Origin of the sequence: Candidatus Flexicrinis affinis, assembly GCA_016716525.1 — a bacterium.
Lineage (GTDB): Bacteria > Chloroflexota > Anaerolineae > Aggregatilineales > Phototrophicaceae > Flexicrinis > Flexicrinis affinis.
Genome location: JADJWE010000001.1, coordinates 1,034,683 through 1,048,473, shown reverse-complemented (window position 1 = coordinate 1,048,473; position 13,791 = coordinate 1,034,683). Strand labels below are relative to the sequence as shown.

The window sequence follows — 13,791 nt, the reverse complement described above, 5'->3', positions numbered from 1 at the left end:
ATTACGAGTACCACCTACCCTGAGATCAAGCCAGTACAAGGAGAAGGGACAGCCAACATGAAAACCAAACGCCTCGTTCTGTTTGCAACCGCCGCCGTGATGATCTTCAGCCTTGCCGGGTTCGCAAGCGCACAGGATGTCGAGCAGCGTGGCCGCGGCGACCTGCCCGGACGGATGCGCCGGGCGCCGATCCTCAACTCGGTCCGCCATGTCGTCAACGCCGTCTCCGAAGCCACCGGCCTCGACCTTCGTGAAATCCGGCAGCAGTTGGCTGATGGCGCGACGCTCAGCGACGTCGTCACCGGCGCTGGGGCCAGCGTCGAGGACATCAAGGCCGATCTTCTTGCGCAGCTCACCGAACGGCTGGCTGAAGCGGTCGCCAACGGCCGCATCACGCAGGAACTTGCCGACGGCCTCGTCGCCGAAGCATCGGTTCGCCTCGATCGACTGTTCGAGCGCGAATTTCCGGGCCGGCCGGAGCGTGGACCGGTTCGCGAGCGGTTCGGCGGCATCTAGTCCTCCGCGCTCATCCACGAGTTACAGCAGGCAGCGCCCCTCGATCGAGGGGCGCTGTTCGTCTGGAGCATTCGCCGTTGACCGGCACAGGCCATCCCTGTAATATGGCGTGTCGGCCGCGCATTGCGGCACTCACAACCTTTTCGCCTCGCCGGCGGTGCGCCCGTACCGCTGAGGGGCTGTGATCCGTGGAAAGGACACAAACCGTGCTTAAAGACTACGAAGTCGTCTTCATTGTTCGCATTGAAGGCACCGACGACCAGATCAACGAAGTCGTCGATCAGGTGAAGAGCTTTGTCGAACAGGACAACGCCAGCACCGTAAACCGCATTGATCGTTGGGGCCGCCGCAAGCTGGCCTACGAGATCAACCGCCAACGCGAGGGCTATTACGTGCTGTTCGATGCGTCGATCGACGGCGCACATGTCGAAGAGCTGGACCGCAGCATGCGCCTGACTCCGGCACTCCTCCGCTACCTGATTATCCGCAAGGACGAATAGCAGGCAGCGTAAGCAGACTCCTATGGCACGTGGATTGAACAAGGTCATGATCATCGGAAACGTCGGCCGCGAACCCGAACTCCGCTACACGCCGAGCGGGGCGCCCGTCGTGAACTTCGATGTCGCTGTCGTCAGCCACAGTTGGCAGACGCCCGACGGCGAACGCAAGGAAAAGACCGAGTGGTTCAACATCGTGGCATGGGGCCGGTTGGCGGAAATCTGCAAGTCGCACCTCAGCCGAGGTTATCAGGTGTATATCGAGGGACGGCTGCAGACCCGCAGTTGGGAAGACGAAACCGGCAAGAAGCATTTCCGCACTGAGGTCGTCGCACGTGACATGAAGCTGCTGGGCGAACGCCGTCAAGGCACAGACATCGATTACGACGACCCCGAAGACGATTTCGGTATCTAGCATTCAACGACAGCACAGCCCCAAGGAAGAAGGAGATCCACCCATGACGGACGTGGAAGAAACGAACAACGAGCAAGAAAAGGCAGCTGAGTCGCGATCGGAAGGCCGTTCACGCGGCGACCGTGGAGATCGTGGTGATCGTGGTGACCGCGGCGACCGCGGCGACCGTGGTGATCGTGGCGACCGCGGTGACCGTGGCGACCGCGGTGATCGCGGTGATCGCGGTGATCGCGGCGACCGTGGCGGACGAGGGTTCTCGGGCGGACGGCGGCGTGGCACTTACTGCCCAGAAGGTCGCTGTTTCGACTACAAGGACGTAGAGACGCTGAAGCGATACATCAGCGAGTCGGGCCGTATCAAGCCGCGCCGGCAGACCGGTAACTGCGCACGCTGCCAGCGCCAGCTGGCGCGTGAAATCAAGCGCGCGCGTCATCTGGCACTGCTGCCCTTCGTCAGCATCAACGACTAGCGAAATCGGGAACGCAGCGCATGGCAAAGAAACGCAAGTCGACGCCGTTGCCAAAGGCACCGGCGACCAAAGAGGTCAAGCAGTACATCGAACCGACCCGTGTCGATCGATTGCTTGGCCGCAACCCCAATCACGAGCAGACCCGCCACGAACGCGAGGCGGCTGTTCAGCGCCTGATCTTGACGATCGTTGTCGCCGCAGCGGTCATCATTGGTATTCTGCTGTTGATCGCATTCGTCATGGACGGCCTCATCCGCCCAAGCCAGAATGTCGCTACGGTCGCTGGCGAGACAATTTCGGTCGGCGAATATCAGCAGCGGGTGCGCATTGAACGTGCGCTGCAGATCGAGCTGATCAACGATGTCCTGAACGACATTGTCGAAGAGAACGGTGTTTCCGTCGAAGAGGCCGGAAACTTCGTGCTCCAGCAGCAGCCTTACGCGGATTACTGGTCCGAACTCAACACCTCGGACGTCATGGGCCTGCGGGTCCTTGACGATATGGTTGACGACAAGCTCATCGAAGCTGCCGCGGCGGAGCTGGGTGTCACTGTCACGGACGAGGATGTTCAGGCGTACATCAACGATCTGATCGGATATGATCCGGAGGCCGTGGCGCTTATCGGCACCGATCCCACGGCGACGCCGGAGCCGACCATGACGCCGACTCCGTTCGTCTCGCCGACACCGACGACTGAACCGACCGCGACAGTCGAGCCAACCGCGACGCCGACGATCGAGGGCGCCACCCCGATCCCGACAGCGACGGCGACAGTCACCCCCGCGCCGACCGAGGTCGTGGCGACCCGAAGCGCCGAAGAGGTCCAGACCAGCTTCGAGAACCAAAGGCAGTCGCTGGTTTCGGAAATCGCACGTCAGTCGGGCACCAGCGAAAGCGCGGTACTGGACGTCCTGCGCACACGGGCACTGCGTAAAGCAGTCGCTGATCACTTGTCCGGCAGCGCCGAAAACGAAACGCTGTACGCCGATGTACGTCACATCCTCGTCGAAACCGAGGAACAGGCGCAGGACATCATCGCCGCACTCGAAAGCGGCGAATCGTTCGGCGATCTGGCGCGTGCCGCGTCGACTGATACCGGCTCGGGCGCCAATGGCGGCGAGCTGGGCTGGGCACCGGTGTCCAATTACGTCGAGCCTTTCGCAAACGCCGTACGTGATGCGGAGATCGGCGCGATCGTCGGGCCGGTGGAGTCGGAATTCGGCTACCATATCATCCAAGTGCGCGCGAAGGAAAATCGCGAGGCCACCGAGGCCGAGATCGAGCGCGCCAAGAGCCTCGTGCTGGCCGACTGGATCGACGAGGTTCGGACCGCAGCCGAAGGGACTTACGAAACCACCAACGCATGGGCTTCCAACATCCCGCAGTCGCCGAACTTCATCTACCGCGAACGCTAAGCGCAGCCTACGACCCCCTGTCGAATTTTCGGCGGGGGGTTTTGTTTTTCAAACGCCGGACTATAATCTGCATACTATGAACGATGATCGGCTGTCTCGATTTGAGTCGCGCCTCGAACAGTGGGTAGAAACCACGTTCGCGGCTGCATTCGGCTACAAGGTCAATGTATTCGACCTCGCGCTGTATCTCGTTCGTGCGCTCGAAGAAGGCCTCAGGCTCGACCCGACAGGCATCAACCGCCCGCTTGCCCCTGACAGCTACGTCCTTCAGATCGCCCCTGATTTGCACCACAAGCTGGTCGCCAAGTATCCCGACCTGGCGGAACGTTTGTGTACCTACTTGATCACGCTCGCTTCGCAAGCAGATTACCGCTTCAGCCGCGCTCCGTCGCTTCGGCTCATCGCGCAAGAAGGCGTCGCCGTACGCCGACCGCTGGCGTTCGCCAATCACAGCGACGACACCAACGGCAGCACGCTCGGCTTGACCGCCGTGACCATGCCGCTGACCGACTACCTCAGCCACAAGCCGCACCTGATCCTGAATGGCGGCACACGCGTCGATCTGGATCGCGACATCATCAATGTCGGCCGCATGGTCGATAATGACGTGGTTGTCGACGATCCCTACGTCTCGCGCTATCACGCCCAGATCCGCCGCCGTGGCAACGAGTTTTTGCTGTTCGACATCAACAGTTCGCGCGGCACGTCCGTCAACGGCATCCGCGTGCGCGAGCACCTGCTGCGATCGGGTGACGTCGTCGATATCGGTCGTTCGCGGCTGATCTACATCGACGATCGTCCTGACGACGACAATCATCACTCCCCGCCCACGGACACATTCGAGGGGTTGTAGGCTGGTGGACGCGGAGTTGGTCCTGTTCGGTCTGCGCGTCGCGTCGGCCGTGCTGATCGTCGTGTTTGCCTGCGTGGTGGGCTGGCTGCTCGTTCGCGAGTTACGGGCGGCGGCGGCCGAGCATCAGGTTCAACGCCGGTCGTTCGGCCATCTCGTCGTGATGTTCGAAGTCGACAGCAAGATGGTCCCAACCGGCAAGCGCTTCCCGCTTTTGCCTACGACCAGCCTCGGCCGTTCACCGACCAACACCATTCCCGTCGATGACAACTTCGCCAGTTCTGTTCACGCCACCATCACGCGCCGCAGCGACCAATGGTGGCTGGAAGACCGACGCAGCCGTAATGGGACAACGCTAAACGGAATCCCTGTCGAGAAGCCGGCGATCGTCACGCACGGCGATGTCGTTGGCATCGGCAAGATGCGATACATGATCGAACTGATGGAGAACTAGCGAATGACCGAAACGGCAGCAATCGGGGTCATCGGGGGCAGCGGCCTGTACAACATGCCGGAAATCAGCGACAAGGTCAGTATCACCGTGACGACTCCGTTCGGATCGCCTAGCGGGCCAATTGTCATCGGCTCGCTGCGCGGCAAGCGCGTCGCGTTTCTTCCACGCCACGGCGAAGGCCACACGTTGCTTCCCTCGGAGGTTCCCTACCGGGCAAATATCTACGCGTTGAAATCGCTGGGTGTGCGGTTCATCCTCGCCGCCAACGCGTGCGGATCGCTGACCGAATCGTACCGACCCGGGCATCTGGCGCTGCCCGATCAGATTTACGACAACACACGCTCGGAGCGCGGCGGACGGACGTTCTTCGGAGACGGTGTCGTCGGGCACGTGTCAATGGCCGACCCGTTCAGCCCGGAGCTGTCGGGCGTTATTGCAGAGGCGGCCGCGGCACAGGTTCCGGACGCGGTCGTGCACCGCGGCGGGCTGTTTGTCGTGATCGAGGGCCCGCGCTTTAGCACGCGAGGAGAAAGCCGGACCTACCGCACGTGGGGTGGCCAGCTCATCGGCATGACGACCGCACCGGAAGCCTTCCTCGCCAGTGAGGCGGAGATCGCCTACGCCGCGATTGCGCACATCACCGACTACGATGTGTGGCACGAGTCTGAAGAGCCTGTCACCACCGAGATCGTCATGGCGACGATGGCCAAGAACATCGACCATGTTCAGCGCGTCATCGCTGCCAGTATTGAACGCCTCGATGTCGATGCAGACTATCCTGCGCATCACACGCTGGACAATGTCGTCATGACGGCACGTGCGCGAATCCCTGCGGCGGCGTCAGACAAACTAAAGCTCCTGCTGGGCAGCCGGCTCGATCCGGGGACCTAAGGTACCGCCGTGTCGAGCCAACGGTCGCTGAATCCCAGCCGGCACGAGGCTGTCGCCGAGCGCGTCCTGCTGGTGGTTGCCGGCCTGTTCGTGGCTGTCAACATCGCCGCGCTGAATATCTTGCGCGAAGCCGGCCCGCAGGGTTGGCTTCCGATCCTTGTGTGGATCGCCGCGGCGGCTGGTGGACACATCGTGCTTGAGCGCCGCTTGCCTAACCGCGACCCGCTCCTATTCCCACTGGTCATGATGCTCAGCGGCTTCGGCATCGCCGTCATCGACCGATTGACCCCAGTGTTCGCTGATCGGCAAGCGGCTTGGCTGTTGATTAGTACGGCAGCGCTCGTGTTTTCGGCGGCATGGCCGACAGTGCTGCGCCTGCTGCGCGACTTCCGTTATCTGCTGTTTTTCGGCGGGCTGGGCCTGCTGCTCGCGTCTTTTCTATTCGGCGTGAATCCGTCGGGTCAACCGGGCGCGCCGACGCTGTGGCTAGGGGCATTTGGACTGTATTTCCAGCCAGCCGAAATCCTCAAGATCGTGCTGGTCGCCTTTCTCGCTAGCTACCTCGCCGAGCAGTTTCCGCTGCTCTCGAGCGCGCGCGCAAACCGGGCACTCGAAGGCGGATTCCTTTCGCCGCGCCTGATCGGGCCTGTGCTGCTGATGTGGGGAATCTGTCTGCTGGTGCTGATCTGGCAGCGCGACCTCGGGGCGGCGCTCGTGTTCTTTCTGGTGTTTCTGCTGCTGCTCTATGCCGCGAGCGGACGGCTGATGGTGTTGGCTGCCGGCACGGTCCTGATCGTCGCAGCAGGAATCCTTGCATACAACACGTTCGCCGTTGTCACGCAGCGCGTCGACATTTGGATCGACCCGTGGTCGCAGGCGGAAGGCAGCGCATATCAGATCGTTCAGAGTTTGATCGCCGTGTCTGCCGGCGGGGCGTTCGGACAAGGCATTGGACAGGGTTCGCCCGCCTATGTGCCTGTCGTACACTCAGACGCGGTCTACGCGGCAGTGGCTGAAGAATGGGGGCTGCTCGGGGCGGCGTTCGTCGTATTGATGCTGCTGGTGCTTGTTGCGCGAGGTCTCCGTGTGGGCATCCGCCTGACCGATCGGCCCTTCTCGGCACTGCTTTCAACGGGCCTAACGCTCGTGATCGGCGTGCAAAGCCTGCTCATTCTGGGTGGCGTGATGCGCCTGATCCCATTGACCGGGGTCACATTGCCGTTCGTAAGCTACGGCGGCAGTTCGCTGCTGGTGTCCTTTGTCATGGTCGGGGTGCTGCTCCGGCTGTCCGCCGAGGATCCTTATGCGGTTTGACACGTCGCTGCAGCGGTTGTTCATCGCGCTTGCGCTGGCCTTTGCCGCGGTGCTCCTCGCCACCAGCTACTGGGCGATCGCCGGCCCAGAGACCGTCCTGCAAGGATCGTACAACTATCGGCTCCGCGACGAAGCGGCACGCATCGTGCGCGGCACGGTGTTCGATCGCGACGGCGACATATTGACGGCGTCTATCATCGACGAGGACGGTCGAGTTACACGCACCGTGATCACGCCCGACCTATACGCCCTTGTCGGGTACTCGAGCCTCCAGTACGGCACGAGCGGGGTCGAGAATGCATTCGACGCGCTGCTGACCGGCACGGACCTGTACGGCGCGTTCGAGGCCGAGGTGCATTACAACCTGCTGCATTACCCGCGTATCGGCAGCGACATCCAGCTATCGGTAGACGACACGGTGCAGCGTGCGGCGTGGCAGGCGCTTGCCGATGATCCGGGCGGCGCAATTGTCCTTGATCCGAGGACAGGCGGGCTGTTGGCCATGGTCAGCCAGCCGAGCGTGGCCCCGGTCACTCTCGACCTTGAGTGGGCGCAGTTGATCAGATCCCCTGAAAACCCGTTTGTGAACCGAGCGGTACAGGGCGCGTATCCCTCGTCGATCGCCGAGCGTGTCGCCGCGCTGGCCGCGTGGATGGTGGATGGCCGCCTGCGCGACGAGACCGTCGAACGGGCCGCGTTAGGCTGTGGCCGAGCAGACACGCCCCTCATAACAGTCGCAGACGCATTTGTGGAGGCCTGTCCCGGGTTTGTCGACTGGATCGCGGAACAGGTCGGGGCTGCGCGCATGAGCGAAGTGCGCGAGCTATTCGGTCTCGACACACGTACAAGCCTTCCTGGCTTCGACGCCGCCCCGATCCCGACCACTGCTCAGCCGGATGCGACCGACTCGGACGCAGCGCCCCTTCGGTCGCCGCTTGAACTTGCCGTGATGATCGCGACGCTTGAAAACGATGGCAACGCGCCAGTGCCGTCATTGCTTCTAGGCACGCGCGCGCCGGGTGAAACGGAGTTCGTGGCGGTACTGCCTGCGGAGGCCTCGCGGGCAGTGGTGACCTCGACAATTGCCCGCGGGCTAGCCAGTGTGTTGCGACGAACAGGCACCGCCGCGCTAGATCGTGTGGATCCTCCGTGTACCTTGCAGGACCCTGCGCTCTACATCTCGTCGGACACGCAGGGTGACAGTCTGGTGCGCTCGGTCGTGGCGTCGTTTACGACCGGTGACGGACAAACGCGGGCACTAGCGTTGGTCATCGAACAGGCGCCAGAGGCGGAAGACGATCTGGTTGCGCGCGCCGCGGCGCTTATGTGCGCGGTTCAGGACGCCGCGGACGGCGACTGATCGGCGTGTGTTCCGTGCGACTGGGCAAGCTCCAGTTCGCGCTCGACGGCGGGCGAGAACAGGCGCTGTCGGAACACGAACGCCGTCCCGAGCCCGACCAGCACACGGTACCACTTGTGGAAGAATCCCTCCAGCAGCGCGGCCGCCGCGGCAACGCCGACGGTGAGTTCCGGGTTCTGCGGCGCGACGATCGCCATCAACATCGCAGCCTGCGATATCTCGGTCACGCCTGCGCCGTTCGGCACGAAGCTCAGCGCGCCGATGGCCGTCGATACACCGACGATGAACGTCGCTTGGAGCACCAGCGTCAGCGTCAGAGGAAGGCCGAACGCGACGAGGATCAGGACGAACGCCAGCGCAGTGAACGCATAAACGCCAACACCGAACAACATCGTGATCGACACATGACGAAGGCTGAATACCGTCCGACTGCTTTCATATAGCTCGCGAAACCAGTGACTGGCCCGACGGATTAGCGGGAGACGGTCAATGATCCACAAGATTAATTCGCCCAGCGGACGCACCTGAACGGCCAACAGCCCGAAAATAATCAGCCCGGCAGACGAAAACACGATCGCACGGCTGAAGTCTCGATAGTCGCCAAGCTGTAGTTGTTCTTCGGCCGCAAACATAGCGACCGCTAGCAGAATGATGACGCTGATACCGTCGACTACCCGCTCCGCAACCACCACAGGCACGGTGCGCGCCGTCGGCACCCCTGACTTGACCTTGACCAGTACGGCCTTGAGCAGTTCGGCGGCTTTACCGGGGCTGACGACCAGCACGAACCCGACGACGAAAATGACGGCGCTATCGAGTAGGCTCATCCGATCCCGCGCGCCGACTACGCCCATGTAGTACTGCCACGTGAAAAAACGGAAGACGAAAGTCCCGGTCTGTGCCAGTGCAATCCACAGCAGCGCGATCCACGGAAAGCCTTCGAGCGCCTGAACGACGCCTACCGTGAACTGTCCCTGACTGTCGAACACGATCAACACGGCGATATACAGCGCCAGCGAGATCAGCAGGCCGACGATGATCTGGTTGCGGTATTTGCGCATGCGGCGACGGTCTCATCCAACAGAGCGGAGCCATTCTATCAGCCCGCCTCGGGAGCGCCTACCGTCAGGCGCGGCTGACGTCGGCTATGCGCCGGCAAGTCAGCGGGCAGGCGGACGCGGTAGATGAGGGAAACGCGGTAGGATCACCGTACCGGCGTTTGAATGCCCCGTGTATACTCGACCGACGGTAAGCCGAGAGTACCGACGACCCATGAACGATAACACCGAGATAGAAGATACCAAGCCACGGCCCGCATATCGGCCGTCTGATCCAATTGTCCAGCCTCCGCAGCCCACCGAGCAGCCTGCGGGCCAGGTCCCGCTGACAGAACAGCCGGGGCCACGCGCGAAGGCGTCCCCATATCCGCCTCTTTCACCCGCGCCGGCAGGGCCGCCCCGCTGGCTGTTATGGGGTGTGATCGGCATGTTTGTGCTCGGCATGCTGGGCATCGGCGGCGCGATTGCCGCGTTTCGCTTCGTGCTCGAGCCCGCACAGCAGGAGCGAATCATGGAAGCGCTTCCGTTTATGCAGGCGTTCTTGCCGCCGCGCCCCGGCCCGGACGATACGCTGCCAACACCAGAAGCCAGCGGGGGTGATGTCTCGCCTGAGGACTTGCTCAGCGGCCTGAGCCTTTCGAGTCCCACCGAAGGAGCTCCCACGGTCGAGCCGACGCAACCCGTTGCGACGGAACAACCCACGAACGCACCGACGATCGAACCGACGCCAGCGCCCACCGAACAGCCGAGCTCCGAACCCACAACCGAGGCCGCTGCGCCAGCCGATGACACACAGGCGGCCGCGACTGTGCCAACTCCCGAGCCGGTACAGGTCTCGAACGACACCATCTTGCCGCGAACCGTGCAGCTCTCGGGCTTCAACTATCAAGAGCAGACGTGGAACAACTGCGGCCCTGCGAACATCACAATGGCGCTCAGCTACTATGGCTGGACGCAAGATCAAGCGTTCGCCGCAACCTTCCTCAAGCCGGGCGGACGCGAGGACAAGAATGTATCGCCTCAAGAACTGGTCGCGTTTGTCGAGGAGCAAAGCAACCTCGATGCCCTCACCCGCGTCGGCGGCACGGTGCAATTGATGAAGTCGCTGCTCGCCAACAACTTCCCGGTTGTGGTGGAGACTGGCGCTCGATTTGAGGGCTACGACTGGCTCGGCCACTATCGCACGCTTGTCGGCTACGACGACAATCAGGGACAATTCCTCATCATGGACAGCTTCCTCGGCGAAAACACCGTCGAAGGCTATGCCCAGATGGACGCAGATTGGAAGCACTTCAACCGCACGTTCGTCGTGCTGTACGAGCCGCAGCGCGCCGACCTGATCAATCGTCTGCTCGGCGACCACGCCGACGAACGCATGGCCGCCCAGATCGCGCTGGAGCAGGCAACGGCCGAAGCCACTGCGGACAACACCGACGGCCACGCTTGGTTCAATCTTGGCAGCAGCCTTGTGATGCTCGGCGAATACGAGCGCGCGGCATCGGCGTTCGACCGCGCGCGAGTCGCTGGTGTGCCGTGGCGCATGACATGGTACCAGTTCGGCCCGTTCGAGGCGTATTATGGCGCGCAGCGCTACAACGAAGTCCTGAGTCTCGTCGACGCGAACCTCGCCAGCGGTGCCGAGTACGTCGAAGAGACATACTACTGGCAAGGCCGTGCGCTGGAAGCGTTGGGCAACAATGCTGGCGCCCAAAGCGCTTATCGCTCGGCGCTGCGCCGCAACCCGCGTTACGAACAGGCACAATCCGCACTCAACGGGGCAGGCTCGTAGCATGGCACAAACCGAGACGCGCGATCAGCAGACGCGCCGCATCGCGCGATCCACGGCCGTCGTGATGGTGAGTTTCGCCGTCGCGAAGGCCATCAGCCTGCTGCAAACGGTGGTCATCGCGAACGCGTTCGGTCTTGGCAGTGAGTGGGACGCTTATGTCGCCGCGAACCGCATTCCGGAGCTGATCTTCACGCTCATCTCCGGCGGCGCGCTGGCGACCGCGTTTCTGCCGGTGTTCAGCGGTATGCTGGCCGAAGGTAAGCGCGACGACGCATGGCGAACCGCCAGCCACGTCATCAACTTCATTTTCTCCGTGACGCTGGTCGTCAGCGCGATCGTATTCGTGTTCGCACCCCAGTTGGTGTCGTCGGTTGTTGCGCCGGGGTTCGACGCGGAAACGCAAGTGCAAACCGTCGAGCTGATGCGTCTCTTGCTCGTGAGCACCCTGATCTTCTCGGTCAGCGGCATCGTCATGGGCATCTTGCAGAGCCACAATCATTTCTTCCTGCCTGCCCTTGCACCGATCATGTTCGACGTCGGCATTCTGTTCGGCGTCATTGTGCTCCTTGGGCCGTTCGGCGTGAACGGAATTGCGATGGGCGCTGTGCTGGGCGCTGCGATGCACCTCGTTATTCAAGTGCCGGGCTTGATCCACTTCAAAGCACGCTGGTCACCCAGCCTTGGCCTGCGCGACCCGCAGTTGTGGCGCATCATCCGGCTGATGATTCCGCGCATCGGCGGTTTGGGCGTATTCAGCCTGAACTTCCTCGTGATGAACAACATCGCGTCGAGACTGGGCACGGGGTCGGTCGCCGCGCTCGACTGGGGTTGGCGTCTGATGCAGATTCCGCAGACGTTGATTGGGACCGCAATGGGCGTCGTGGTCTTTCCAACGCTGGCAGCCTTCAGCGAACTCGGCAATCTCGACGGCAAACGGTCGGCGATGTCCGGCGCGGTGCGGTTCATCTTGATCGGGACGATCCCGGCGTCCGTCGCGCTGGTCGTGTCCGGTCAACCGTTGATCTCACTCCTAGAACGCGGCGCGTTCGACTCATCGGCGTCGGCGCTCGTCTACAGCACGCTGGTGTGCTTCAGCCTCGGCCTGATCGTACATTCGGTCTTGGAGGTGGTTGCACGCAGCTTCTACGCCGATAAGGACACGTTCACGCCGTTTGTCGCCGCGCTCGTCGGTGCGACAATCAACCTTGTGGGTTCTTTCGCATTGAGCGGCGTGCTGTCGATCGACCCGACAGTAGAAGGTAGCGACCGCGGATTCGTCGGTGGATTGGCGCTCGCCAATTCGCTTGGCGTGATGGCGGAGGTCGGGATCTTGGTCTTCATCTTGCGACGCCGCTGGGCCGGTATCGAAGGCGACGCACTTGCCCGTACGCTGGTTCGTGTGACAATTGCGTCGCTGGTGATGGGCGTGGTCATCTTTGCGTTCAACGCCGCTTGGGATGCGCTCGGCCTGCCGGGCGGGCTGCTTTGGACGATCGTTCAGGTGGCGGCCAACGCGGCGATCGGTACTGCCGTGTTCGTCGGAATGGCGATCATCTTGCGAATCCGTGAGCTTCGCGTGCTTGTCGATGTCGTGCTGCGCCGCCGTGAAGCTGCGGTCGAGGCATTGGCCCCATGAGCTTCGAAGTCCGCGTCCTCACGCTTGGCCTCGCGGCCACGAATTGTTACATCGTATCGGACAGCACAACCGGTGAAACGGTGCTCATCGACCCGGTCGATCAGCCTGAACTGCTGTTGAAGACGCTAACCGACAACAATCTCACGCTCAAGTTGATTCTGGCGACGCACGGTCATTTCGATCACGTGCTTGCCAGCGCGGCGGTGAAAGAGGCGACCGGCGCACCGTTCTACATCCACGCCGATGACGTGCGCTGGCTCAACAGCCTGCCGGAACAGGGACTGCGCTTCACCGGCACGCCGTTCCCCGTAGCGGCTGTGCCAGACCGCCTGCTCACCGACGAGCAAGAGACCATCACCGTTGGCAACATCTCGTTCAAGACGTTGTTCACGCCGGGCCACTCGCCGGGGCATATCGCGTTCTGGTGGCCGGATGCGAACCTCGTATTCAGCGGCGATGCGCTCTTTCAAGGCAGTATTGGCCGCACCGATCTACCCGGCGGAGACCATGACACTCTCATTCGCTCTATATTTGACAAACTGATGTCGCTAGAGGATGATACACAGGTCTTACCGGGGCATGGGGATGCGACGACCATCGGCGCAGAGCGCCGGTATAACCCCTACCTTCAACTCACGTCCGAATGAACGTCCTCAATCAATTCTCGTTCCCGCTCATCGCCGCTGGCATTATGGCGCTGGCCTATCTGGTCCTACGCCGGCGTATTGCACTTCGCTGGATCATTCCGGTCGAGGTCGTGATCGCCGTAGTATTTGTTGGGGCATTTTTCGCGCTCCGGCCCGGTGATGGCGACGTAGATTCCGCCGCGGCGCTGGACGACTTGCTTGGCAACGGAAGACCGACGATGGTGGAATTCTTCTCGAATTTCTGCACCGTGTGCCTTGTCTTCAGGCCGCAGGTCGATGAGATCGCCGAGCAGTTCGGTGACGACTACAACATCGTCCGCGTGAACATTCATTCCGAAACCGGTCAGCAGATTCGCGATGCGCTCAAATTCTCGTTCACGCCGGAGTTCGTGCTGATCGATAGCGCAGGGAACGAAGTTTGGCGCGATCATGCGCCGCCGTCCAACGAACAGCTTGCCGCATTGATCGCGGGCTAACGGC

Annotated in this window: 15 protein-coding genes; 14 read left to right on the top strand and 1 reads right to left on the bottom strand. The window is 62.1% G+C overall.

Features of this window, described 5'->3' with window-relative positions; all coding sequences use genetic code 11:
• Positions 1 to 57: 57 nt before the first annotated feature.
• The 10 genes from IPM16_04440 (at position 58) to IPM16_04395 (ending at position 8,181) form a co-directional block, all read left to right on the top strand.
• On the top strand, positions 58 to 516 hold the full coding sequence (locus tag IPM16_04440) for a hypothetical protein (protein ID MBK9122358.1): 459 nt from the start codon (positions 58 to 60) through the stop codon (positions 514 to 516).
• A 206-nt stretch (positions 517 to 722) separates the two neighbouring features.
• Positions 723 to 1,016 carry a 30S ribosomal protein S6 gene (gene rpsF, locus IPM16_04435; protein ID MBK9122357.1) on the top strand — a complete coding sequence of 98 codons (294 nt, stop codon included), beginning with the start codon at positions 723 to 725 and terminating at the stop codon, positions 1,014 to 1,016.
• 22 nt (positions 1,017 to 1,038) lie between these two features.
• Positions 1,039 to 1,428 carry a single-stranded DNA-binding protein gene (locus tag IPM16_04430; protein MBK9122356.1) on the top strand — a complete coding sequence of 130 codons (390 nt, stop codon included), beginning with the start codon at positions 1,039 to 1,041 and terminating at the stop codon, positions 1,426 to 1,428.
• A 43-nt stretch (positions 1,429 to 1,471) separates the two neighbouring features.
• Positions 1,472 to 1,897 carry a 30S ribosomal protein S18 gene (locus IPM16_04425; GenBank protein MBK9122355.1) on the top strand — a complete coding sequence of 142 codons (426 nt, stop codon included), beginning with the start codon at positions 1,472 to 1,474 and terminating at the stop codon, positions 1,895 to 1,897.
• A 20-nt stretch (positions 1,898 to 1,917) separates the two neighbouring features.
• Entirely contained in the window at positions 1,918 to 3,312 is a 1,395-nt protein-coding gene (locus tag IPM16_04420) for a peptidylprolyl isomerase (GenBank protein ID MBK9122354.1), read from the top strand.
• A gap of 76 nt (positions 3,313 to 3,388) precedes the next feature.
• A complete protein-coding gene (locus tag IPM16_04415; protein MBK9122353.1) occupies positions 3,389 to 4,165 on the top strand; it encodes a DUF3662 domain-containing protein in 777 nt (258 codons plus the stop codon).
• Positions 4,166 to 4,169: 4 nt separating this feature from the next.
• Positions 4,170 to 4,616, top strand: coding sequence for an FHA domain-containing protein (locus tag IPM16_04410; protein ID MBK9122352.1), 447 nt, complete (start codon positions 4,170 to 4,172; stop codon positions 4,614 to 4,616).
• Between the two features lie 3 nt (positions 4,617 to 4,619).
• Positions 4,620 to 5,507, top strand: a complete 888-nt coding sequence (mtnP, locus tag IPM16_04405) for an S-methyl-5'-thioadenosine phosphorylase (protein ID MBK9122351.1) — start codon at positions 4,620 to 4,622, stop codon at positions 5,505 to 5,507.
• 9 nt (positions 5,508 to 5,516) lie between these two features.
• Positions 5,517 to 6,821: an FtsW/RodA/SpoVE family cell cycle protein gene (locus IPM16_04400; GenBank protein MBK9122350.1), complete on the top strand. Its 1,305-nt coding sequence runs from the start codon at positions 5,517 to 5,519 to the stop codon at positions 6,819 to 6,821.
• Positions 6,811 to 8,181, top strand: coding sequence for a hypothetical protein (locus IPM16_04395; protein MBK9122349.1), 1,371 nt, complete (start codon positions 6,811 to 6,813; stop codon positions 8,179 to 8,181). Before IPM16_04400 ends, IPM16_04395 begins: the two co-directional genes overlap by 11 nt.
• Here IPM16_04395 and IPM16_04390 read toward each other — a convergent pair.
• Positions 8,157 to 9,242 (bottom strand): flippase-like domain-containing protein, encoded by a 1,086-nt coding sequence (locus IPM16_04390; GenBank protein ID MBK9122348.1) that lies wholly within the window; start codon positions 9,240 to 9,242, stop codon positions 8,157 to 8,159. The genes IPM16_04395 and IPM16_04390 overlap by 25 nt on opposite strands.
• Positions 9,243 to 9,666: 424 nt before the next feature.
• Between IPM16_04390 and IPM16_04385 the strand changes: the two genes are divergently transcribed.
• Genes IPM16_04385 through IPM16_04370 form a run of 4 tightly spaced genes read left to right on the top strand, consistent with a single transcriptional unit; the run spans position 9,667 to position 13,787 of the window.
• The gene (locus tag IPM16_04385; protein ID MBK9122347.1) at positions 9,667 to 11,028 is read left to right on the top strand and encodes a C39 family peptidase; all 1,362 of its coding nucleotides are present in this window, start codon (positions 9,667 to 9,669) and stop codon (positions 11,026 to 11,028) included.
• A 1-nt stretch (position 11,029) separates the two neighbouring features.
• Positions 11,030 to 12,664 (top strand): murein biosynthesis integral membrane protein MurJ, encoded by a 1,635-nt coding sequence (gene murJ, locus IPM16_04380; protein MBK9122346.1) that lies wholly within the window; start codon positions 11,030 to 11,032, stop codon positions 12,662 to 12,664.
• Positions 12,661 to 13,311: an MBL fold metallo-hydrolase gene (locus tag IPM16_04375; protein ID MBK9122345.1), complete on the top strand. Its 651-nt coding sequence runs from the start codon at positions 12,661 to 12,663 to the stop codon at positions 13,309 to 13,311. Before murJ ends, IPM16_04375 begins: the two co-directional genes overlap by 4 nt.
• Positions 13,308 to 13,787, top strand: coding sequence for a hypothetical protein (locus IPM16_04370; protein MBK9122344.1), 480 nt, complete (start codon positions 13,308 to 13,310; stop codon positions 13,785 to 13,787). The genes IPM16_04375 and IPM16_04370 overlap by 4 nt, the downstream gene beginning before the upstream one ends.
• Positions 13,788 to 13,791 lie beyond the last annotated feature (4 nt).

What these genes read in the sequence shown, in the direction of transcription:
- IPM16_04440 (MBK9122358.1), top strand. Translation starts at nt 58, where the DNA reads ATGAAAACCAAACGCCTCGTTCTGTTTGCAACCGCCGCCGTGATGATC.
- mtnP (MBK9122351.1), top strand. Translation starts at nt 4,620, where the DNA reads ATGACCGAAACGGCAGCAATCGGGGTCATCGGGGGCAGCGGCCTGTAC.
- IPM16_04390 (MBK9122348.1), bottom strand. Translation starts at nt 9,242, where the DNA reads ATGCGCAAATACCGCAACCAGATCATCGTCGGCCTGCTGATCTCGCTG.
- IPM16_04375 (MBK9122345.1), top strand. Translation starts at nt 12,661, where the DNA reads ATGAGCTTCGAAGTCCGCGTCCTCACGCTTGGCCTCGCGGCCACGAAT.
- murJ (MBK9122346.1), top strand. Translation starts at nt 11,030, where the DNA reads ATGGCACAAACCGAGACGCGCGATCAGCAGACGCGCCGCATCGCGCGA.
- IPM16_04420 (MBK9122354.1), top strand. Translation starts at nt 1,918, where the DNA reads ATGGCAAAGAAACGCAAGTCGACGCCGTTGCCAAAGGCACCGGCGACC.
- IPM16_04370 (MBK9122344.1), top strand. Translation starts at nt 13,308, where the DNA reads ATGAACGTCCTCAATCAATTCTCGTTCCCGCTCATCGCCGCTGGCATT.
- IPM16_04430 (MBK9122356.1), top strand. Translation starts at nt 1,039, where the DNA reads ATGGCACGTGGATTGAACAAGGTCATGATCATCGGAAACGTCGGCCGC.
- IPM16_04395 (MBK9122349.1), top strand. Translation starts at nt 6,811, where the DNA reads ATGCGGTTTGACACGTCGCTGCAGCGGTTGTTCATCGCGCTTGCGCTG.
- IPM16_04425 (MBK9122355.1), top strand. Translation starts at nt 1,472, where the DNA reads ATGACGGACGTGGAAGAAACGAACAACGAGCAAGAAAAGGCAGCTGAG.
- IPM16_04415 (MBK9122353.1), top strand. Translation starts at nt 3,389, where the DNA reads ATGAACGATGATCGGCTGTCTCGATTTGAGTCGCGCCTCGAACAGTGG.
- IPM16_04385 (MBK9122347.1), top strand. Translation starts at nt 9,667, where the DNA reads ATGTTTGTGCTCGGCATGCTGGGCATCGGCGGCGCGATTGCCGCGTTT.